The sequence below is a fragment of the Arcobacter sp. ISO1 genome, from assembly GCF_058105185.1.
This window is the reverse complement of sequence record NZ_CM176573.1, coordinates 374,649-396,796: the sequence shown is the minus strand read 5'-3', so window position 1 is coordinate 396,796 and position 22,148 is coordinate 374,649. Positions and strand designations below refer to the sequence as shown.

The following is a 22,148-nucleotide window of genomic DNA, read 5'->3' as shown; positions in this document are numbered from 1 at the left end:
GAATGATTATTATAACATTTTATTACATGCGTCTGTAGCTCAGCTGGATAGAGCAATGCCCTTCTAAGGCATCGGTCACACGTTCGAATCGTGTCAGGCGTACCACTTTTATTCAAGATTTAAGTTGATAATCAACTGAATCTTTTTTTTTGTCTTTTTAAAGGCACTTTTTAATGTTGCGGATGTGGTGAAATTGGTAGACACGCCAGACTTAGGATCTGGTGCCTCACGGTGTGGAGGTTCGAGTCCTCTCATCCGCACCACTTTATAAAAACTTGCATTTAATTATCTTGAACTGGGGTATGGCCAAGTGGTAAGGCAACGGTTTTTGGTATCGTCATTCACAGGTTCGAATCCTGTTACCCCAGCCATTTTGGATAAAAGCTTTCAAATCGCGGAATAGAGCAGCTAGGTAGCTCGTCGGGCTCATAACCCGAAGGTCAGTGGTTCAAATCCACTTTCCGCAACCAATCAAAAAAATCAAAATACAAATCAATCAATTCTTTTAATTAATGCATTTATCAATTACCCAATAAAATGTTTTACTTATTAATTTTCAATCATTCTTAAAGTAGTAAACATAATTTTTTCACTATTTTTTTTCTCTATTATAAAAACATACTTATCATCTTTTTGTAAAACTATAAATTTTTTTATATCTTCTAGTAAAATATCAATGAAGCTATTATTATAAAAGTCTATTCCAGACTTCTCTTTTTGAAACTTATCTTTACTTTCAATTCTAAGAAGTTTATTTGAAGAAGATATTACATAAGTAATATTTGAATAAAAAGGATTAAAATAACTATTATTTGATTTAAATATAACTATTGCATTTTTGTCTCTATCTTCACTTAATGAAATAATTCCATATGATTCTGCAATATCCTCTGCAAAGATTTTATATAAATCATTTTTATTTTCACTTTTATATACATACTCTTCAAACTTTTTATTTGATACTTTTGTATCATCAAGTACTTTATACATAAAAATCATAATAATCATAAAAATTGTAATTGAAATTACAACTTCAAGTAGTGTAAATGCCTTTTTCAAAGTTCTAATTTAAACCTATAAATATCTTTTGAGATACCCTTTTCAAAACTATAATTAGTCTTAAATGTAGATACCTTTAAAGCAAAGGCATCTACATTTTTTGTATAAGTATCAAGCAATTCATCTTTTACTTTTATTTTAACTTTTTTAAACTCTCTTCTTAAATCATCATCTTTTATATTAAAATGTTTGTCTAAATAAATATTCACATTTCTTTTTGAGTATTCTTTTGAATCTATAGCTAAGTTTAGATAATCATTTTGTTCCTTTGAATCTTTTGATTTTTCTAGGATAAAAATATTATTAGCTTTTACTTCATATAAAGATAGCATCACAACAGATAAAAGTAATGTCGCAATAATTACTTCTATCAAAGAAAAAGCTTTTTTACCTCTAAATAGGATTCCACTATGTTTTATCATTATTTTATACCTATTCTAATAGCTTCATCTATAGATGTTTCACCATTTATTAGCATTAACTTTAATTGTTCATGCAGAGGTATCATATTATTTTTTAGTGAAAGCTTCATAAGTGTATTATCATCTACTTCAGCCTTTAAATACTCTTTTATCTCTTCATTTATTACAAAAAGTTCTCCAATAGCGACTCTTCCTATATATCCTGTGAAGTTACAAGCTTTGCAACCTTGGGCTTTATAAATTTTATCATTTTTATTTAAAGAAAAAAGTTCATGTGAAGCATCTGACTCATCTTCACACTTACACTCATTACAAAGTTTCCTAACAAGTCTTTGTGCTAAAACTGCAAGAAGTGATGAAGAGATTAAAAATCTTTCAACTCCCATATCAATAAGTCTCGTAATTGCTGCAGGGGCTCTATTTGTATGAAGTGTTGAAAAAAGTAAGTGACCTGTAAGTGCTGCTTGTATAGCAATAGAAGCAGTTTCACTATCTCTAATTTCTCCCAACATTACAATATCTGGATCTTGTCTTAAAATTGATCTAAGACCTGATGCAAAAGTAAGACCTACTTTATTGTTTACTTGAATTTGTGAAAAGTCATTTGACTTATATTCAACTGGATCTTCAACTGTTATAATATTTTTCTCTTCACTTACAACTTGATGTAAAAGTGAATGCAGTGTTGTAGATTTTCCACTTCCTGTAGGACCAGTTACAAGTACCATACCATATGAGTTTTCAACTACTTTTTCAAGTTCATTTGTAATATAACTTGGAAAACCTAACTCATTTAAATTTAGTAAATCTTCACTTTGCATTAGAATTCTCATTACCACTCTTTCTCCATAAAAAGTAGGTAGTATTGAAACCCTTACATCTAATGTCTTTCCAGATATTTTTATTTGTGTTCTTCCATCTTGGGGAATTCTTTTCTCACTTATATCAAGATTTGATATTACTTTAATTCTAGATATTACTAAAGACATAATATTTTTATCAAGTTCTATATGCTTATTTAAAACACCATCAACTCTATATCTGACTTCAGATTTATATTCATGCATCTCGATATGAATATCTGAAGCTTTTTTCTTTATTGCTTGATAAAAAAGAGAGTTTACAAACTTAATAATAGGAGCTGATTCTTCAGAAGTTAAAATATCACTTCCTACTTTTAGAAATTCACTAATTGAAAATTCTTCATTTTCTAATGTGGCTTCTTTGTGCTCCTGTTGAATTGCACTCATTTCTCTATCAGTTTTTATTTCTAAAAATTTATTATAAAGTTTCTCAAAAGAAATCTCATCTAAAAATACTATTTCATAATCATAATTATATTTTGAAAGATAATCAAAGGAAATACTAATATGCTCATTAGATAGAGCTATTATTACTTTTTCATCTAATTTTGTGAACAGCACATAGTTTTTTAAAGCAATATCATATTTTTCTATTTCGTCGAAGGGAACTAGGTTTGTATCATGTATCTCTTTAATATTCATATTATATTCCAAAATATTCTTTTAGTCTTTGTCTATGTTTCTCTTCATTTGTTAATTTTTTACTAGTATTGATTGATGGATCACCTTTTATATTATTTAATTCTTCATTTAATTCTTTTAGTTTTTCATTATATTTAATTGTATCTTTCTCTTTTTGTATCTGTTTTTGTTTAAGTCTAATAATAGAATTTTTCAAAAATTTTTCTTCTAAAACTTTTAATTCTGCCAATTGATCTCTTACAAAAGTCAAGTCTTTTGATCTTGGAACAATATAAGGAGTTACTACTACAACTAAACTCTTTTTACTCGTATCTACTTTATTATGTTTAAATAGTTCTCCTAAAAGTGGCATATCACCTAATATTGGAACTTTACTTATTGTTGATTCTTCTTTATCTTGAATAAGTCCTCCAAGAATTACACTTTCCCCATTGTTTACTATTGCTGTAGTTTCTATCTCTTTTTTAGACGTATCTGCATTCCCACTATTTGTCTCAGTTGTTTTTACATCTTCTAAGATTGTATTGATTTCTAAGGTTACTTTATTATCATTTGAGATTCTAGGTTTTACCTTTAGTGTAAGTCCTACATCTTCCCTTTGATAGTTTTCATTAGTTGTACCGCCATCACTTACGCTTTTAGATGTCTTAACAGAAATTGTCTCACCTACATATATTGAACTCTCTTTGTTATTAATTGCTAATATTGAAGGCTCAGAAATTATATCTAATGCTCCATCCTGTTCAAGAAGTGAGATAGAAGCACCTAAAGCTAAACCTTGATTTATTGTTGGGATACTTAATCCTATACTAGTTATATCAAAGGCTATGGCATCTCCTCCATTTAAAGATGATGCAAAAGTTCCAAGTCCATTATTAGCAACTTTTCCACCATAAACTCCATATTTTATCCCAATTTCATCTACTAAAGTGTCATTTAATTCAATAATTCTCGCTTGAACATACACTTGAGCTTTTTCTTTATCAAGTTGTCCCAATAAAACTTTGATATATTCAATTTCCGAACTAGGACCCATAAGAATTATAGAGTTTGTTTCTTCATCTACAGATGAAAGTGGTTTAAGATCAGGATCAAGGTACTTTTTCTTACCAATTATTCCATCAATTATTTTTATTACATTTTTAGCTTCTACATTTTTTAAAGAATATACTTCGACGACTCTTTTTATCAAAGAATCGTTTGAATCAAGTTTTTGAATATATTTCTTTAGATATCTAGTATTAGTTCTATTTCCTATAAATACAATAGAATTATTCTCTTTATTTGCAATAATATCAACCTTTTCAGTCTCAACTTTTGGATTAAATGCTGATTTTGCAATGGCATCTAAATTCTTCTTTGCATCTGATGCTTGAATATTTTTAAGTTCAACTATTTCCATGCTCTTCTTCGCACCTATAGTCATAATAGATACTACTTCTTTAACGGTTCCTATATTATCCATAAAGTCAGTTAATACAATTGTATTGGCATCTTTATTAGTAACTAATTTTGCATTTTTAGAGATTAAATGTCTTATTTTAGAAGCTATATAGTCTACATTTGCATTGTAAACTTTAAATACTTCTGTAACCATTTGATTATAGTTTTGTTGCTTTTGTGAAGTTACTACAGGTAGATTACTTTTCGCACCCTCATTTAGTTTTACAATTCTTAGCATATCTTCATTATTAACAAGTGTAAATCCTTTAGTTTCAAGGGTGTAGATTAATATTTTAATTAATTCTTCTTCATTAACAGGTTTATTTGATATAAAGTCAACTTGACCTTTTATATTTTGTGTTACTAGAATGTTTTTATCAATAATTTTAGAAGTAATCCTAACTAAATCCATTATCTTCAAATTTTTAAAATTTATATTTATTTTCTCTTCACTTGCAAAACAGAGACTTCCTAAGAAAGCCACTAGTAAAAATATCTTAATCAATCTCATAATTTAACTCCATTAATTCATTGTTTCTTAAAACTTCTATGATTAGAAACTCTAATTTATTTAATTCGTTGTATATTTTAAATGCATCTGCATATGATTGTATTATCTGACCATTTACTGATTTTATAATATCACCTGTTTTAAGTCCTAATTTTGAAAAAACCGAATTTCTTTTTACTCTATTAATTTTAAAACCTTGAATCTTTCCATTTTTTCTTATATCTTTAATTGCAATATCATTCCAAACTTTATCTAAATTGTTTACATAAGAATTAAGATAAGACCTATTAACACTTACACTATCTTCTTTAATTACTATATTCTTTTTAATACTTGAGTTTGTTTGAATTTCATAATTAGCATCTTTTTGTTTTGGAAGTTCTAACTTATACTCTTTTAAATCTCTTTCAAATACCACATAGTTTTTATAAAGTTTTGTTAAAGTGTAAGAAGTAAACTTCTCAGATTGTTCTAAAATAGTGCTTTTTTTAGATTTTTTATCTTCTATTATTGCCCATCCACCATTTGTTGATGTTGAATAAACTGCTTTTAGTGTATATTTTTGAAGTGTTTCTATTTTTGCACTTGTATTTTGTGTTTTCTTTGTTCCCTTTTTTATACTTGAAACTTTTGAGTAAAAACCTTCATATTTTTCATATGTGATCCCATTTTTTAAGTCTTTTTTTAAATCTATTCCTGATTTTGGAAGAGATATAAACATAAATGTGGATATAACATATGCCACTAAAATAGTTGTTATATAAGGCATTAGCTTTTGAAAAGTAGTATTAAAATTTGTATTCATATTTATACTCCCCTTCAACTAATCTAAACTGTCTTAAAATATTTTTATATTTTGATTTCATAATATTTGAAGGCTTTAAGTCTCCAATAATTTTTTTATCAAATATTAAAATTTCCCCAATAAACTTTCCAAAGTCTCCCTTTGCAATAACTTTTACTTTATTGAAATTTAAAAGTGAATGATTAAGTTTTAGATACTCTATTTTTGTAGGTACTATATTTTTAAAGTTATTTGAAACCCTTAAGTCTTTTGCTTCAATATTTGTAAAAAAAAGTAAACTTGTAAAATCAATATTTTTAATAAATGCAATATTAAGTCCATCAAAGTAAATCTCAGCACCTTGAATTCTAAGACCTAAAAATGACTCTTTTACTATTTCATTTGAAATTAGTATGTTCTTTTTTTGAGATTCTTTCTCAGCTAAATAATATAAATTCTTTTTTGGTGAAAAATAAACTAAAGAGATAGAAAATATGATTATAATAAGTAGTGATTTAAATATAAACTTCATTATTTAAATCCTATTTCAAAAGATATTGATCTTTTTTGAATATCAATCTTTTTTAATGCAAATCTTTCATTTAAAACTCTATTTAAAAACCTATTTAAAACTATTGGGTCGTTTGATTGAATTTTGACTTTTATTGTATTTTTATTTTGAGTTTTTAATATTTTCTCATTTTTAAAACTTGAGTTTCTAAGTATTAAATCAAGCTTTTTAGAAACTTTTTGTTGATTAAACCATGTGTTTTTATACACTTTAAAATCTTTTGCTTTAACGCTTAGGGTTTTAGCTTCTTTATCTAAACTATGAAACTGTTCTTTTTTTGAGTTTAACATTGAAATGGAAACTATGAAAAGAGTTATAACTAAAGCTAAAATATATATTGGATTTAATTTATTCATAGTTTAATACTCACTTTCAAAGTAAATGAGTTTACTTTAGATGAAATATTTTTAAATCGTTTTTTTAAAAAGTTTTCTACTTCATTTTTATTTGCAGATAAATACTCTAAACTTATTTCCTCATTTGTAATATTTAAAGACTTTAAATCAAATTTTTTATTTGAAAAGATATAAGCAATTGCTTCTCTTTTTTTATTTTCATTTGAGATTTTTTTATCATATGAGTTTAAAATAGAGTTTGTTTGAATCATACTTGATGGTAATTTATTTACTTGTTTTACTTTTTTAATAGTCTCTTCTAAACTACTTATTTCATTACTATATGAAAAATATTTAAAGAAATTCATTAAAATTAATATTGCAAAAATTGTAAATAATGAATAGTAAAACTTTGTACCTATGACATCATTGTATAATTTTATTTGCAATTTATGAGAACTTAATTTAATAGAATCAATTACTTTTTCTAAATTTAATGTATTTTCCAATAAGTTATTAGGAACTTTTATTAAAATCCCTTCACTTGTATACATAAATTTAGAAGAATCAGCCTCAAAACTCTTAAAACTTTTACACTCATTTTGAGCAAAATATAAAGAGTTTATTTGTGTTATTGGAATATCTAATTTTTTTATTGCTTCATATATTTCTTTGTTCTCGTAGGCAAAACATAAGAATATATTTTCTTCTAACTTAATAACTTGATACGTTAATATTGATATATCATCAATAATATCTTCAAAAAGTGTAGGAAGAACATGTCTAGCTTGGGTTTCAGTTTTTACAGGAATTTCAAACTTTCTAACCCAGTAAAATTCTGGTGAAATTATAATATCAATTTTTTTACTTATTAAATTTGTAATCTTTGCATTTTTTGTTAAAAATATTTTTTTATTTTCTTTAGTTGAAACTAATGTCAAAATATTTAACCTTTCCATCTTTATTTAAAATGTAATATGCTTTGGCATTCGAGGCAAAATAATTAGCATTTATATTTAGTTCATATAGATTTGATTCATTTAAAAATCCTAATTTATCCTTTAATCTTTTTATATCTTCATTTCCTACTTGTTTAATTAAATTACTAAAAATATCTTCTAACTGCTTTGTTGTTTCTACTTTTGAATCTTTTAAAGGTAAGTTTTCATTATAAATATCAATAAATCTATCATAATCAAATACATTGTTTTCAAAAAAAAGATTTTTTACTTCAGTTGAGTCTTTATCTTTTATTTTATTTATGTCAACTTTTGAATAATCACTTATTGAAAATTCTATTTTCAAATCTTCAATCTCAAAGGGAATTGAGTTTTGAAAAATATCATTTTGTAAAGCTTCATCAACACTTTCTTTATTTTCTTTAATTAATCTACCAACTTCTTTTTGTGTATTTTTTATAGCTATTAGTATTTGCGTATTATTTAGTTGATAGTTTTGTTTTTCTAAAAACTGTTCTGTATCATCTAGATTTTTCAAAACCAGAACAGAAATAGCTGTAATAAAAAACAGTGTCATCAATAAAACTATACCTTTTTTCATGTTTTATCCCAGATTCATAGTAAAAATTGGAAGTAGCATTGCAAGTACAATAAAGCCAATGGTAACACCTATAAAAAGCATAAATATTGGTTCAAGTAAAGATAAGAACATATTTGTTTTATCTTTATTTGACTCATTATATAAACTTGCAAGAGAGTTTAATATTTCACTTAATCTGCTAGTATCCTCTCCGATGGCAACCGTATGTATGAAAGCTTCATCTATTTTATAAGTTTTATTTTGAGATAAAAGACTTGATAGTTTTTTACCTTCAACTACACTTTTAGCAGCTTCAATAAATACTCTTTTTATAACAGAATTTTTTAAGATATTTGAGCTTAAATTTATGGCTTGAACAATAGGAACACCTGATTTTATTAAAATTGAATTCATATATGAAAATCTAGCTAATTCACTATGTTCAATTAGTTTTGAAAAGAATGGAAGTTTTAATAAAAACTTATCAAATGCATATTTAAAAGTAGAACTTCTTTTTAAGAAAAAAGTAAAAGCTAAAATAAAAGTAATTAAAAATAAAACTATATATTGATAGTTTACAGAAAAAAAGTCTCCTAAACTAATAACTATTTTTGTACTTTGTGGTAGTTCTTGATCAAACTGAGTGAAAATAGAAGTAATCTTTGGAACAATAAATGATAACATAAATCCAACCATAAAAAAGGATATAAAAAGTATAAAAAGAGGATATGCAAGTGCAGAACTAACTTGTTTTTTTATTCTGTCTTGTTCTTTTAAAAACAGTGATAATTCCAATAAAACTGACTCTAAAAGACCTCCATTTTCACTTACTTTAATAGAGTATTTATAAAATTCAGGAAGACTAATAACCTTTTGTAAATCTAGGGCATCATAAAAAGTTTTACCTTCCTCTAAGTATGTTTTTATTGTATCAAAAAAAGTAAAAAGAAGTTTATTGTCTTTATATCTTTGTTTAAGTAAGTTTATAGAAGTAATTAAAGTCATTCCTGAGTTTAAATATATACTTAGATCACGACTTAGATAAGATAGCGTTGATAAATTGAGTTTTCTAGTTCTTTTAAAAGATATTTTTCCAAAATTTAGGGTATCTTTATTTAAAGAGGTATATAAAATACCTTTTACTTTTAGTTTTTGTTTTGCTTCATCTAAAGATATTGCTTCAAGCTTTGATCTTACTTTTCTTCCAGTAGAATCAATACCGCTATATTTAAAAAGCATCTTTTACCTCTATTTCTAAATCTAAAAATCTATCTATTATCTCATTTGTTGCAATGAACGTTTCTGGATTTTTTTTAATAGAAGAAAATAAATATACCTTTTCATTATTTGTATCAACTACAATATTATTGTGCTTTTTATCACTATTAATTTTGAGTTCAAAAAAAGGTTCATAATCGATATCTTCAATTCTTACTTGTGAAAAACTATAATCACTTAAATCTTTATCATAATTATAAACTTGTGGGATTTCTAAAAAAAGATTTTCTATTTTTATCTCTTTGTTTATATTCTCATCAATAAAAATAAAACATTTTAACGCATCATCTTCAATACAAAAAAGAGTTAATTCTTTTTCATATCTAAAATTTTTTAACATAAACTCTTTTATATTTTCTAAAGATACTTTATATTTTTCTTGTGAGTTAAAATTAAAACTTGACATACTAAGGAAAGATACAGTTGATATTAAAATAATAACTAGCATTAACTCTATTAGAGTAAATGCTTTTTTTACTCTAATAGGTTTTATCATCTATTTATTACACTTTGAGTAGTAAATATCATCTTCTGTTGACTCTTTTTTGTCAGCACCAATTGATATTAAATCAAACGACTTGTCACTTTGGATATAAATAAAATTATTACCCCATGAATCTTTTGGGAGTTTCTCATCTTCAAAGTATTTTTTCACGACTAAAATATCTAATCCCTCTTCTGTTGTAGGATAAGATGAGTTATCAAGTTTATATAACTTTAAAGATTGACCTACACTTTTCATTTGAATACAAGTTATGTCATTTTTTGCTTTTTCGCTTTTTCCTGTTAAGTTTGGTAATACAAATGCTGCTAAAAGTCCTAATATAATAATTACAACCATAAGTTCCATTAATGAAAATGCTTTTTTCAATTTCTTCCTTTTTTAATTTATATCTTTTTGATACTTTTGATTATTATAAAAAAATAGTGTTATAAAATCTGTAATATTTATAAAAAGGTGTTTATCCCCCTTTATTCTTATTTTCTCTTTATAATTTTATTCACTGCAGGTTGCGATATTTCTATAATATTAACAATTATATACTGTGAGTATCCTTCTTTATAAGCTTCAACTATATTTTTATTTCTTTGCTCTTTATTACATACATTATCAAATAGTTTTATATGTATTGTTATTCATGAGTTTTTTAGGTATTTTGGTACATCATTAGTTTTAAAAAAGTAGTATCTTGAACTATAAGGATAATATTCTATTTTATCTATTCGAATCTAATTTTGAGTGTTTTTAATTTGTAATAAAGATATTCCAAGACCTATAAATATTCCACCTGTAATTCTATGAAACCATCTCATAAATTCTATTTTTTTAAATAAACCTTTTGCTGATTTTGCAAGAAATCCGTAAGTTAGAAGACTAAAAAAAGAGAAAAACATAAATATTCCAGTCATAACAAAAAATTGAGTAGTAATATCACCTTTTAGATTTAAAAATTGAGGAAAAAGTGCTATAAAAAATATTATCGGTTTAGGGTTTGTAACAGCTATAAAAAAAGATTCAAAAAAACTTTTCTTTAAACTTCTTTCTAGTTTTATCACCTCTTCTTGATTTACTTTAAAAGAAGACGCTGCTTTAAATTGTTTAATGCCCAAATATATTAAATATCCTGCTCCAACAATTTTTACAATCATAAATAATGTAGCAGAAGTAAGCAAAATAATTCCAAGACCAGAAATAGAAACAGCAGATAAAATAAATAAACCTAGAATATTTGCAAATGAAGATGTTGCTACTACACGCATATCATATACTAAACCATTTGTCAAAGCTAGAAAAACAGCTGGACCTGGACTAATTACATAAAAAAAAGCAACAATAGAATATAAAAAAAGTAAATGATAATCCATGATTAGCTCCTTGATTAGATTTGGCAAATTATAGCTAAAAAAATATTCAAATAAAAATAAAGTTAGTTATATTTTATCTATTTTAGAGTTTTTAATATTTAAATAAAGGGAAGATATATCTTTTTTTGACTTTTTTATTTCATTTATTATTGTTACCCATGCCTGCTTTTTTAAGATTAATTTAAACAAATTTAAGAATTCTTTTAAATTAAGCTTAAAAAAGCTTGCTATTTGTACTTGTTTCAGTTATTATGTCCGAACTTAAAGAAAATTAGTCTTATTTACATTGTTTGCATTCTATTAACATCTGCGTTGACATTTACTCTCAAATATTTAAAACTTGGTTTACACTTTACTAAAACTTCATAAATGAAGTATATACATATAAAAGGATCTCTATGTCAGATAGATATAATGGAACAGTAAAATGGTTCAATAATGAAAAAGGTTTTGGATTTATTCAAAGAGAAGATACAGGTGCAGATATTTTTGTTCACTACAGAGAAGTAAATAACACTGGTTATGGAAGAGTTTCACTAGATGAAAATCAAAAAGTTAGTTTCCTAATTGGAAATAATGCAAAAGGTGATTTTGCTCAAAGTGTAGATTCAATATAACTATCTTCTAATACTTATATAATACTAAGTTTATAAGGCCACAAATAAAAGGGCTTTATAAACTTTTTTACTTATTTAAACTCTAATAAATTTAAAAAAAACATTATTAAAATATTAAATACCACCACTTGTGAACAATAATATTGTTGAACATAATTAAATAAAGGAATAGAATGTACATTCTTACAAAAAAATACAAATATGAAGTTTTTCAAAGACTATTAAAAATTGAAGAAAGTTTTGAAGTTGCTTGTTCAAAGTCAGGAATTACGCAAAGTCAAGGAAAAAGTTTTTTAGCTAAAAGTTAAGTTTTAGCTAAACTAAAATGCAGAAATATCTTTACTTATAAATTTATACCCAACACCCCTAATATTTGCAATCATCCCATTTTTTAATTTTTTTTGTAATTTGTGAATCACACTTCTCATACTAACAGCTTCAACTGCTTTATTATCCCAAACATATTCATGAATCATTTCAGATGTTACTGTTTTATCAAGGTTATCTACGAAAAGAGTTAAAAGTAGTTTTTCTTTATGGGTTAAAACAATTTCATGATCGTGTTTATATAAGTTTTGATCTTTTAAATTAAATTTATATCCAAAACCTAGTTCTATTACATCTTTATCTATGTCATTTTTTAAAATTGTTTTAATATGATATTTTAAATGTAAAAGAAGCTCTTCTAGCTCAAAGGGTTTTTTTAAATAATCATTACATCCAAGTTCATAAGCTTTTGAAATATTATCAATGTCTAATTCAGCACTTACTATTATAACTGGCAAATCTTCATGCTTTTTTCTAATCTCTTCTAAAACTTCGTGACCAGAAAATCCTGGTACATTTATATCTAGGATATACAAATCATAATTATTGTTTAGAATATTTGTCATTGCATCATAACCATTATCTACACTTGTAATAAAAAAACCTTTTTGTTCCAAGGCATTACTGATTAATTTGTTTAATGAAAAGTCATCTTCTAATAAAAATATCTTCATAGGCTCTTCTTTGTAATTGGTTCAATATCAAAAATAAATTTTGTACCACGATTTTTTTCACTTTTTATATCAATAAGTATTCCATACTTATCACAAATCTCTTTAACTATATTAAGCCCTAAACCCAAACCTAGCTTTTTACTTGATTTTTGATAGTACTCCTCAAAGATAAGTTCAGTATCTTCAATACCAATACCAAAATCCTCGATACTTATTATAGTCATATTGTTTTCAATTCCAAAAAATACATTTATTTCAGATGATTCTTTGCTATATTTTATTGCATTACTAATGGTGTTATCAATTAATCTTTCAAATTCATAGATATTTATAAAAACTTCTAGTTCATCAGAAAACTCAAGATTTATATGAATATCTTTTGTATTTGCTAACTCATCAAAAAACTGTATTCTTGAACTAATAAACTTCAAAAGATTTATTTTTGTGATTTTATATTCACGGCTTTCTTTTTTAACTTTATAGGATAAATCTCCATATATGGAACTTAGTGTTTTACTTGAGGCTCTTATAGATTCAATCTCCTTTGACAGACCATATTTTTGTTCAATCAACTCAGTATTTAAAGATATTATTGAAACAGGAGTATTCATCTCATGCATAATTTTTTTTACAAATAAATCTTGTTGCTCTAGTAAAGAAGCAATGGTTATTTTACTTTTGTATATTTCAAGTTGAGTTCGAACCCTAGCTTTAATCTCTTTGGGTTCAAATGGTTTTGTAATATAATCAACACCACCTTGGCTAAAAGCTTTAACTTTACTATCTATATCATCTAATGCAGAAATAAATATAATAGGAATATCTTTTAAGTTTTCCTCTTCTTTTATTATCTTACAAACTTCAAAACCATCTAAATCTGGCATTTTGATATCAAGTAAGATTAAGTGTGGAGGATTGTTTTTTGATGATTCAATGGCAAATTTTGCATCAATAGAAGCTTTTATATCATAGTTTTCACCTTTTAATATCTCGTTTAGATATTTTAAGTTCTCTTTTTTGTCATCAATTATAAGTACTGTGTAGTTTTTAGTCATATATTAATCTTCTTAAACATCCTAGTTTGTTAAGATTATAGAATAATTAATGTAAAAAGCTATTTAGGATTTTTAGTGAATTTAAAAAGACTTTTCATGTTACTGTTTATTTTAAATACAGTTTCATTTATCTGCGTTGCTATTGTGATTAATAAATATCAAAAGGCAACAAACGAATTGGAAAATGCATATAAAATGCAATACAAATCTTTGATTTTAACTCAAGAACTAAGACAAAGTAGTGATGACCTAACAAGAATGGCAAGAACCTATGTAATAACTGGTAACCCAATGTTTGAGGAGCAGTTTAAGACTGTTCTTGATATTAGAAATGGAGAAAAGAAAAGACCTAAAAGATACAATGGAATCTTTTGGGACTTTTTTACATTAGGTGATAAAAAACCAAATTTCAATGGTGAAAAAATTGGTCTAAGAGATTTGATGATAAAAGCAAACTTTGCAGAAGAAGAGTTAAATATGCTTTTTGAATCCCAAAAAGAATCTGACGATTTAACCAACCTTGAACATAAAGCTATGAATGCAGTAAAAGGGATTTTCCAAGATGAAAAGGGTGATTATACTATTTATGGTGAACCTGATTTTAAATTAGCTAGAGAGATTATGCATGGGGATGAGTACCATAAAGCAAAAATTAGGATTATGAAGCCCCTTGATGATTTTTATAGAGCCTTTGAATCAAGAACAAAACAAAAGGTTGATGATGCAAAATTAGTTTTGCAAAAACAAGAGTTTAATGTAAATGTTATTGTTCTTTTTTCAGTACTTTTATTTTTATTATCTTTCTTTATTATTCTTTTTAGAATCATCTACCCTATAGATTTACTTAGAATTGCCATGGTAAAACTATCTTCAAATGATATGAGTGTTGAGGTTGAAAAAAACAAATATGAAGATGAAGTTGGGGATATGATTGGTGCAGTGCAAATTTTCAAAGAAAATACTGAAAAACTAGTTGAAAGTGAACAACAAATTAAAAAAGCGATGCAAGAAGCAACCCATGCAAACAAAGCAAAATCTATATTCTTAGCAAGAATGAGTCATGAACTAAGAACACCTTTAAACGCTATATTAGGATTTACAAATCTACTAAATAAATCAGAAAATATCAATATACAAGAAAAAAAGAATTTAGATACCATAAAAAGAAGTGGGAAACACCTATTAAATATCATAAATGAGATTCTTGAATTATCAAAAATTGAAGCAGGAAAAATAGAACTAAATCCTAAAGCCTTCCAACTGCATGAATTGATTAAAGATATAGATTCTATGTTTGCTTTTAGATGTGAATCAAAAGGTTTAACTTTTAATCTAAATGTTGACTCAAATATTCCTAATATCATAAAAACAGATGAACAAAGACTTAGACAAATTCTAATTAATCTTTTAGGCAATGCTTTAAAATTTACAAAAAAAGGAAAAATCACACTAAATATTTATGAAAAAAACAAAAGATTATTTTTTGAAGTAAAAGATACTGGAATTGGTATTGAAAAAGAGGATCAAAAAAAGATTTTTAAACCCTTTGAGCAGATTAAAAAAGATGATTATAAATCAAATGGAACAGGACTTGGTTTATCCATTACTAAAGAGTTAATCACTTTAATGGGCGGTTCAATCTATGTAAAAAGTTTTGTAAATACTGGTAGTGAATTTTATTTTAGCATTGATTATGAAGATTCAGATGAACTACAATTTGAAGAAAAAGGCTTTTTAAAAGATATTGTAGGGATAGAAAAAGTTGAAAATGCTACTATCTTAGTTGTTGATGATATAAAAGAAAATAGAGATTTAGCAATTCAGATATTAGAACAGTATGGATTTATAACTTGTTCTGCTTCTTCTGGTGAAGAAGCAATTAATATTGTAAAATCAAAAGATATTGATTTGATATTTATGGATACATTAATGCCAGGTATGGATGGACATGAAACTACAAAGGTGATTAAAAATCAATTAAAAAAACAAGATATTCCAATTATCACACTATCAGCGAATGTTTTTGATGATGATAAACAAAAAGCAATTAAAAATGGTGCCGATGACTTTTTAGCAAAACCTATAGATGAAAAACAATTAATCAAAATACTTCAAAAATATCTTCATGTAGAATTAAAATTTGATGAGACAAAAAAAATACAAGAGGAAGAGATTTTTACAAATCTTTCAAAAGAGTTTTTTATTAGTTTAAAAGATTTTGCTTTACAAATGGATAATAGTTCAATATATGAACTACTTGAAAAAAGCTCAATTGACAACAAAAGCAAACTTTATATAAAAAACTTAATAGAAGAGTTTGATTATCAAGCACTTGTAAAAGTATGTGATCAAAGGTTATAACTCTCAATGTATACTAAATATACAAATAAATTTTATAGTTACTTTAAAAAACAACACTAAAACAACACTTCTTTTTTATACTTCATCCCAAGAAAATATCAAACTAAAAAAAAGCGAATTTTTTAGTTTGGTATTAAATCTAATAGGAGATCGTATGAAGAAATTTATAGCTAAATCATTGTCTGTTGCTGCAATCGTTGCAATGGCAACTGTAGCACAAGCTGCTGATACAATTAAAGTTGGTGTTTTACACTCATTATCTGGAACTATGGCAATTAGTGAAACAACATTAAAAGATACAGTTTTAATGTTAATTGAAGAGCAAAATAAAAAAGGTGGGGTTTTAGGTAAAAAACTAGAACCAGTTGTTGTTGATCCAGCTTCAAACTGGCCATTATTTGCAGAGAAAATGAGAGGATTATTAACTAAAGATAAAGTTGATGTAACTTTTGGTTGTTGGACATCAGTTTCTAGAAAATCTGTTTTACCAGTTGTTGAAGAGTTAAACGGACTATTATTTTACCCAGTACAATATGAAGGTGAAGAATCATCTAAAAATGTATTTTATACAGGTGCGTCACCAAACCAACAAGCTATTCCAGCTGTTGATTACTTAATGAATGAAATTGGTGTAAAAAGATGGGTTTTAGCTGGAACTGACTATGTTTATCCAAGAACTACAAACAAAATCTTAGAAAGTTACTTAAAAGCTAAAGGTGTAGCAGCTGAAGATATTATGATTAATTATACTCCATTTGGACACTCTGATTGGCAATCAATTGTATCTGATATCAAAAAATTTGGTAATGCAGGTAAGAAAACAGCTGTTGTTTCTACAATCAATGGTGATGCTAACGTTCCATTCTATAAAGAATTAGGTAACCAAGGTATTGGTGCAGAAGATATTCCAGTTGTTGCTTTTTCAGTTGGTGAAGAAGAACTTTCAGGTCTTGATACTAAGCCTCTAGTTGGTCACTTAGCTGCGTGGAACTACTTCCAGTCTGCTGAGTCTGAAGATAATGATGCATTTATTGCAGCTTGGAAAAAATTTATCAAAGATGATAAAAGAGTTACAAATGACCCAATGGAAGCTACATATATTGGTTTCAATTTATGGGTAAAAGCTGTTGAAAAAGCTGGAACTACTGATGTGGATGCAGTTTCAAAAGCAATCATTGGTCTTGAAGTTCCTAACTTAACTGGTGGGACTGCTAAAATGCTTAAAAACCACCACTTAACAAAACCAGTATTAATTGGTGAGATTCAAGAAGATGGTCAATTTGAAACTGTATGGTCAACTGATGGTGAAGTAGCAGGTGATGCATGGTCAGACTTTTTACCTTCATCAAAAGATGTAATCTCTGATTGGACAGCACCAGTTAACTGTGGTAACTACAACACAGTAACTAAAAAGTGTTCAGGTCAAAACTACTAATAACAAAAATCTAAAGAAGAGAATCTTTTCTCTTCTTTAACCCTACAAGGCATTCTTATGAAAAAATCTAATTTAATCAAAATAATCTTTCTTAATTTATTTTTTTTAACTTCACTTTTTGCTTCTTTTGAGACTGATATTGAAGCATTAAAAACAAAATCTTTTAAAAAGAAACAACAAGTTATTAATGAACTAGTTGAAAAATACTCTGATGATGAAAGAACAGAAACTCTTTTAAAGAAAATGGTTGCTGGCGACCTTTTATATACAAAAAAAGAGGGAATATTCGTAATCTTAGAAAAAAAAGAGGGGAGCACTTACCATACGAAAACTTTTTTAGATGGAAAAGTTTTAGAACCTCAAAGTAGAAGAGAGTTTAGAAAAGTAAAAACAAATAATAGATTAAGAAGTGTTATTAAATCAAACTTAGCCCAAATGAACCTTTTTTCAAAGAAAAAAGATGTAAGGCTAAAATCTGCAAAAAATATTCTTTCAAATGTTGATGAAGATTCGAAAGAGTTAATCAATAAAGCATTAACAAAAGAGAAAGATAGTGATGTAAAAGAGGTTTTACTTGAAGCAAAAACTATAATTCTTGCAAAGTATTCAAGTGGTGAAGAGCAATTACAAGCAGTAAAAGATCTAAGTGATTTTATCTCTTCAGATACCTTAGCAACTTTAAAAACCATTGAGAGCAAAGATGATATTTCAAGTGAATTAAAAAAAGCTGCAACAAGTTCAATCTCTACAGTTGAAACTATTAGATCATATTATGGTGTTTTAGAAAAAGCATTTTTTGGTCTTAGTATGGGTTCAGTTTTACTTTTAGCAGCAATTGGACTTGCTATTACATTTGGTGTTATGAAAGTAATTAATATGGCTCATGGTGAGATGATGATGATTGGAGCATATACAACTTATACTCTTCAACAAGTTATGCCAGGACTTATTGAGTATTCAATTTTAGTTGCAATTCCTGCAGCATTTATTGTAAGTGGTATTGTCGGAATTATCATTGAAAGACTTGTTATTAGACACCTTTATGGAAGACCACTTGAAACACTATTAGCGACATTTGGGATTAGTTTAATATTGCAACAAATTGTAAGAACAATTTATTCTCCATTAAATCAAGAGGTTAAAACCCCTGATTGGATGAGTGGTGCATTGGAAATAAATAGTGCACTATCTTTAACATACAATAGATTATATATTATAATTTTTGCACTACTAGTGTTTGCTGGTGTTTTAATGGTTTTAAATAAAACAAGTTTAGGACTAAAAGTGCGAGCTGTAACTCAAAATAGGCAAATGGCACAAGCAATGGGTATTAAAACTTCATGGATTGATGCAATGACTTTTGGTATTGGTTCTGGAATTGCAGGTATTGCAGGGGTTGCTTTATCTCAACTTACAAATGTTGGTCCAAATCTAGGGCAAGCATATATTGTAGATAGTTTTATGGTTGTTGTATTTGGTGGTGTTGGTAACCTTTGGGGTACACTTATTGCTGCAATTACGCTAGGTGAGATTAACAAATTTATTGAGCCAATTGCTGGTGCAGTTCTTGCAAAAGTAATCATTCTTGTATTTATAATTTTATTTATTCAGAAAAAACCAAGAGGTCTGTTCCCACAAAAGGGAAGAGATGCTCAAGATTAAGGTATAAAAAATGGAAAATATTAAAAGAAAACCAATAATTTTACAAATTTTAAATAATGACCTTGGTGGGAAAATAGTACTTGGCGTTTTAGCTTTAGTAGTAATTTATGTTTCTTTTGCAAATCTAGTATTACCAGAAGGTTCAATATTTCATATCTCAACATATACAGTAACACTTTTAGGTAAATATTTAGCCTTTGCTCTTTTAGCATTAGCACTTGATTTAGTGTGGGGTTATATTGGAATCCTAAGCCTTGGACATGGTGCATTTTTTGCCCTTGGTGGTTATGCTATGGGTATGTACTTAATGAGACAAATTGGTGATAGAGGGGTTTATGGAAATCCTGAATTACCAGATTTTATGGTATTTATGAATCTAAAAGAGTTGCCATGGTTTTGGTATGGGTTTGATAATCCTATCTTTACACTTATAATGATTATGTTTGTACCTGGATTATTAGCTTTTGTTTTTGGATATTTGGCATTTAGAAGTAGGGTTACTGGGGTTTATTTATCAATTATAACTCAAGCTATGACTTATGCACTTATGCTTGCATTTTTTAGAAATGACATGGGATTTGGTGGTAACAATGGACTTACGGACTTTAAAGATATATTAGGATTTGATTTACAAGCTGATTCAACAAGAATTGCTTTACTTATAATTTCATTTTTAGCTTTAACAGGTGGTTATCTTGTGGCTAGATTTATTATGAATTCAAGACTTGGAAGAGTTTGTATAGCAATTCGTGATGGTGAGAGTAGAACAAGGTTTATAGGTTATAGAGTTGAGCAATATAAACTATTTATCTTTATAGTTAGTGCTTGTATGGCTGGTATTGCCGGGGCTTTATATGTACCACAAGTAGGAATTATAAACCCAGGTGTTTTTTCACCATTGTTTTCAATTGAGCTTGTTATTTGGGTTGCAATTGGTGGACGTGGAACTTTATATGGTGCAATTGTTGGAGCCTTTATCGTTAACTATGCAAGTACATATTTTACATCAGCTCTTCCAGAAGTTTGGTTATATGCTTTAGGTGGATTATTTGTAGTGGTTACTTTATTCTTGCCAAAAGGTGTAGTTGGATTAATTTCACAAATGAAAGATAAATTAAATAAAGACAACAAGAATGAAGAGAGTGAGGTTCAAAATGCTACTACTTAAACATGAAAATGAACAAAATATAGGAGATTTAAAAAAAGGTGATAGAATCCTTTATTTGGATGATGTAACAGTTAGTTTTGATGGGTTTAAAGCTTTAAACTCTTTATCTTTATCTATTGAATATGAAGAATTAAGATGCATCATTGGAGCAAATGGAGCTGGAAAATCAACTATGATGGATGTTATTACAGGGAAAACTAGTCCAGATAAAGGGCAAGTTATTTTTGGTAAAGCTGTAAATCTACTTGAAATGGATGAACCAAGTATTGCCGAAATTGGTATTGGAAGGAAGTTCCAAAAGCCGACAGTCTTTGATGGACACTCAGTTTTTGAAAACCTTGAATTAGCTATGAAAGATGACAAAAGATTTTTTAAAACACTTTTTGCAAAATTAAGTGGTGAACAAAAAGATAAAATTGAAGAAACTATGGAGCTAATTGGTTTAAAAGACTTTTATAATACCCAAGCAGCTATTTTATCTCATGGTCAAAAACAATGGCTTGAAATAGGAATGCTATTAATGCAAAGTCCAAAGTTACTTTTAGTTGATGAGCCAGTTGCAGGTATGACTCCAGGTGAGGTTGAAAAAACAGGACAAATTTTAACAGAACTATCAAAATCACACTCAGTTGTTGTGGTTGAACATGATATGGAATTTATAAGAAGTATTGCAAAAAAAGTAACAGTTTTACATGAGGGTTCTGTTTTGGCAGAGGGTTCTATGAGTGATGTGCAGAATAATGAAAAAGTTAGAAAAGTGTATTTAGGAGAGTAGGAATGTTGAAAATAGAGAAATTAAATCAATTTTACGGACAAAGCCATACTTTATGGGATTTAGACCTTGAAATCAAACAAGGAAGATGTACTTGTCTTATGGGAAGAAATGGTGTTGGAAAAACAACACTAATGAAATCAATAATGGGACTTCTTCCAATAAAAGGTGGTGAACTACTTTTTGAAGGAAAAGATATTTCAAAACTTGGAAGTGAAAAAAGAGCAGGTTTAGGAATAGGTTATGTTCCACAAGGAAGAGAGATATTTTCACAACTTACAGTTAAAGAGAATATTGATATTGGACTACTTGGAAATAGAAATGGATTAAAACAAGTACCTGATAAAATATATGAACTTTTCCCAGTTTTAAAAGAGATGTTAAAAAGAAAAGGTGGTGACCTAAGTGGAGGTCAGCAACAACAATTAGCAATTGCTAGAGCACTTTGTTTAGAACCAAAACTTTTAATTCTTGACGAGCCAGCAGAAGGTATTCAGCCAAATATTGTTCAACAAATAGGGCAAGTTATTGATTATCTTACAAAAGAGGAAAAAATCACTGTTATCTTAGTTGAACAAAAACTTCCTTTTGCTAGACGTCATGGAGATGATTTTTATCTTGTCGATAGGGGTAGAGTTGTAGCTAATGGTGAAATTGAAAACCTTAATGATGATATTGTAGAACAATATCTATCTGTATAAAAGTATAAGTTTTATACAAATGTAAAAAAATTAATCTTTTATTTTTTGATATACTAAACAATA

General features: G+C 27.2%; 23 protein-coding genes and 4 tRNA genes. 12 read left to right on the top strand and 15 right to left on the bottom strand.

Annotated features, from left to right (window positions below):
- The first annotated feature begins 28 nt into the window (after positions 1 to 28).
- From AC2TY9_RS01920 to AC2TY9_RS01905, 4 genes are all read left to right on the top strand, one after another.
- Positions 29 to 105, top strand: a tRNA-Arg gene (locus AC2TY9_RS01920).
- A gap of 73 nt (positions 106 to 178) precedes the next feature.
- A tRNA-Leu gene (locus AC2TY9_RS01915) sits at positions 179 to 263 on the top strand.
- Positions 264 to 296: 33 nt separating this feature from the next.
- Positions 297 to 371: transfer RNA gene (locus AC2TY9_RS01910), tRNA-Gln, on the top strand.
- Between the two features lie 22 nt (positions 372 to 393).
- A tRNA-Met gene (locus tag AC2TY9_RS01905) sits at positions 394 to 470 on the top strand.
- Between the two features lie 79 nt (positions 471 to 549).
- On the opposite strand, the gene AC2TY9_RS01900 is transcribed toward AC2TY9_RS01905, so the two are convergent.
- The 13 genes from AC2TY9_RS01900 to AC2TY9_RS01840 form a co-directional block, all read right to left on the bottom strand.
- On the bottom strand, positions 550 to 1,059 hold the full coding sequence (locus AC2TY9_RS01900; protein WP_489779135.1) for a prepilin-type N-terminal cleavage/methylation domain-containing protein: 510 nt from the start codon (positions 1,057 to 1,059) through the stop codon (positions 550 to 552).
- The gene (locus AC2TY9_RS01895; protein WP_489779133.1) at positions 1,056 to 1,481 is read right to left on the bottom strand and encodes a prepilin-type N-terminal cleavage/methylation domain-containing protein; all 426 of its coding nucleotides are present in this window, start codon (positions 1,479 to 1,481) and stop codon (positions 1,056 to 1,058) included. Before AC2TY9_RS01895 ends, AC2TY9_RS01900 begins: the two co-directional genes overlap by 4 nt.
- Positions 1,481 to 2,998 (bottom strand): GspE/PulE family protein, encoded by a 1,518-nt coding sequence (locus AC2TY9_RS01890; protein WP_489779132.1) that lies wholly within the window; start codon positions 2,996 to 2,998, stop codon positions 1,481 to 1,483. Before AC2TY9_RS01890 ends, AC2TY9_RS01895 begins: the two co-directional genes overlap by 1 nt.
- Positions 2,988 to 4,940 carry a type II secretion system secretin GspD gene (gspD, locus tag AC2TY9_RS01885; protein ID WP_489779131.1) on the bottom strand — a complete coding sequence of 651 codons (1,953 nt, stop codon included), beginning with the start codon at positions 4,938 to 4,940 and terminating at the stop codon, positions 2,988 to 2,990. The genes AC2TY9_RS01890 and gspD overlap by 11 nt, the downstream gene beginning before the upstream one ends.
- Positions 4,927 to 5,745 (bottom strand): hypothetical protein, encoded by an 819-nt coding sequence (locus AC2TY9_RS01880; protein ID WP_489779129.1) that lies wholly within the window; start codon positions 5,743 to 5,745, stop codon positions 4,927 to 4,929. The genes gspD and AC2TY9_RS01880 overlap by 14 nt, the downstream gene beginning before the upstream one ends.
- Positions 5,729 to 6,256: a hypothetical protein gene (locus AC2TY9_RS01875; RefSeq protein ID WP_489779127.1), complete on the bottom strand. Its 528-nt coding sequence runs from the start codon at positions 6,254 to 6,256 to the stop codon at positions 5,729 to 5,731. Before AC2TY9_RS01875 ends, AC2TY9_RS01880 begins: the two co-directional genes overlap by 17 nt.
- The gene (locus AC2TY9_RS01870) at positions 6,256 to 6,651 is read right to left on the bottom strand and encodes a hypothetical protein (RefSeq protein WP_489779126.1); all 396 of its coding nucleotides are present in this window, start codon (positions 6,649 to 6,651) and stop codon (positions 6,256 to 6,258) included. The genes AC2TY9_RS01875 and AC2TY9_RS01870 overlap by 1 nt, the downstream gene beginning before the upstream one ends.
- Positions 6,648 to 7,571: a hypothetical protein gene (locus AC2TY9_RS01865; RefSeq protein WP_489779125.1), complete on the bottom strand. Its 924-nt coding sequence runs from the start codon at positions 7,569 to 7,571 to the stop codon at positions 6,648 to 6,650. Before AC2TY9_RS01865 ends, AC2TY9_RS01870 begins: the two co-directional genes overlap by 4 nt.
- Positions 7,552 to 8,190, bottom strand: a complete 639-nt coding sequence (locus AC2TY9_RS01860) for a hypothetical protein (protein ID WP_489779123.1) — start codon at positions 8,188 to 8,190, stop codon at positions 7,552 to 7,554. Before AC2TY9_RS01860 ends, AC2TY9_RS01865 begins: the two co-directional genes overlap by 20 nt.
- A gap of 3 nt (positions 8,191 to 8,193) precedes the next feature.
- Positions 8,194 to 9,408, bottom strand: coding sequence for a type II secretion system F family protein (locus tag AC2TY9_RS01855; RefSeq protein ID WP_489779122.1), 1,215 nt, complete (start codon positions 9,406 to 9,408; stop codon positions 8,194 to 8,196).
- Positions 9,398 to 9,943 (bottom strand): pilus assembly FimT family protein, encoded by a 546-nt coding sequence (locus AC2TY9_RS01850; RefSeq protein ID WP_489779121.1) that lies wholly within the window; start codon positions 9,941 to 9,943, stop codon positions 9,398 to 9,400. Before AC2TY9_RS01850 ends, AC2TY9_RS01855 begins: the two co-directional genes overlap by 11 nt.
- Positions 9,944 to 10,318 carry a type II secretion system major pseudopilin GspG gene (gene gspG, locus AC2TY9_RS01845; RefSeq protein ID WP_489779119.1) on the bottom strand — a complete coding sequence of 125 codons (375 nt, stop codon included), beginning with the start codon at positions 10,316 to 10,318 and terminating at the stop codon, positions 9,944 to 9,946.
- Positions 10,319 to 10,677: 359 nt separating this feature from the next.
- A complete protein-coding gene (locus AC2TY9_RS01840; RefSeq protein ID WP_489779117.1) occupies positions 10,678 to 11,313 on the bottom strand; it encodes a LysE family translocator in 636 nt (211 codons plus the stop codon).
- Positions 11,314 to 11,711: 398 nt separating this feature from the next.
- On the opposite strand from AC2TY9_RS01840, the gene AC2TY9_RS01835 reads away from it, so the two are divergent.
- Both AC2TY9_RS01835 and AC2TY9_RS01830 read left to right on the top strand, forming a co-directional pair.
- Complete coding sequence (locus AC2TY9_RS01835; RefSeq protein WP_489779116.1) at positions 11,712 to 11,930, top strand: cold shock domain-containing protein; 219 nt, start codon at positions 11,712 to 11,714, stop codon at positions 11,928 to 11,930.
- A gap of 173 nt (positions 11,931 to 12,103) precedes the next feature.
- A complete protein-coding gene (locus tag AC2TY9_RS01830) occupies positions 12,104 to 12,238 on the top strand; it encodes a hypothetical protein (RefSeq protein ID WP_489779115.1) in 135 nt (44 codons plus the stop codon).
- A 12-nt stretch (positions 12,239 to 12,250) separates the two neighbouring features.
- Here AC2TY9_RS01830 and AC2TY9_RS01825 read toward each other — a convergent pair whose 3' ends face one another.
- A complete protein-coding gene (locus tag AC2TY9_RS01825; RefSeq protein WP_489779114.1) occupies positions 12,251 to 12,931 on the bottom strand; it encodes a response regulator transcription factor in 681 nt (226 codons plus the stop codon).
- Positions 12,928 to 13,986, bottom strand: coding sequence for a hybrid sensor histidine kinase/response regulator (locus AC2TY9_RS01820; protein WP_489779113.1), 1,059 nt, complete (start codon positions 13,984 to 13,986; stop codon positions 12,928 to 12,930). The genes AC2TY9_RS01825 and AC2TY9_RS01820 overlap by 4 nt, the downstream gene beginning before the upstream one ends.
- 75 nt (positions 13,987 to 14,061) lie before the next feature.
- Between AC2TY9_RS01820 and AC2TY9_RS01815 the strand changes: the two genes are divergently transcribed.
- From AC2TY9_RS01815 to urtE, 6 genes are all read left to right on the top strand, one after another.
- Positions 14,062 to 16,347 (top strand): response regulator, encoded by a 2,286-nt coding sequence (locus AC2TY9_RS01815; protein WP_489779112.1) that lies wholly within the window; start codon positions 14,062 to 14,064, stop codon positions 16,345 to 16,347.
- Between the two features lie 154 nt (positions 16,348 to 16,501).
- Complete coding sequence (gene urtA / locus AC2TY9_RS01810; protein WP_489779110.1) at positions 16,502 to 17,782, top strand: urea ABC transporter substrate-binding protein; 1,281 nt, start codon at positions 16,502 to 16,504, stop codon at positions 17,780 to 17,782.
- Positions 17,783 to 17,839: 57 nt separating this feature from the next.
- On the top strand, positions 17,840 to 19,444 hold the full coding sequence (gene urtB / locus AC2TY9_RS01805; protein WP_489779108.1) for an urea ABC transporter permease subunit UrtB: 1,605 nt from the start codon (positions 17,840 to 17,842) through the stop codon (positions 19,442 to 19,444).
- A 10-nt stretch (positions 19,445 to 19,454) separates the two neighbouring features.
- Entirely contained in the window at positions 19,455 to 20,612 is a 1,158-nt protein-coding gene (gene urtC / locus AC2TY9_RS01800) for an urea ABC transporter permease subunit UrtC (protein ID WP_489779106.1), read from the top strand.
- Entirely contained in the window at positions 20,599 to 21,387 is a 789-nt protein-coding gene (gene urtD, locus AC2TY9_RS01795) for an urea ABC transporter ATP-binding protein UrtD (RefSeq protein ID WP_489779105.1), read from the top strand. Before urtC ends, urtD begins: the two co-directional genes overlap by 14 nt.
- A gap of 2 nt (positions 21,388 to 21,389) precedes the next feature.
- Positions 21,390 to 22,085: an urea ABC transporter ATP-binding subunit UrtE gene (gene urtE, locus AC2TY9_RS01790; protein WP_489779103.1), complete on the top strand. Its 696-nt coding sequence runs from the start codon at positions 21,390 to 21,392 to the stop codon at positions 22,083 to 22,085.
- The last annotated feature ends 63 nt before the right edge of the window (positions 22,086 to 22,148 follow it).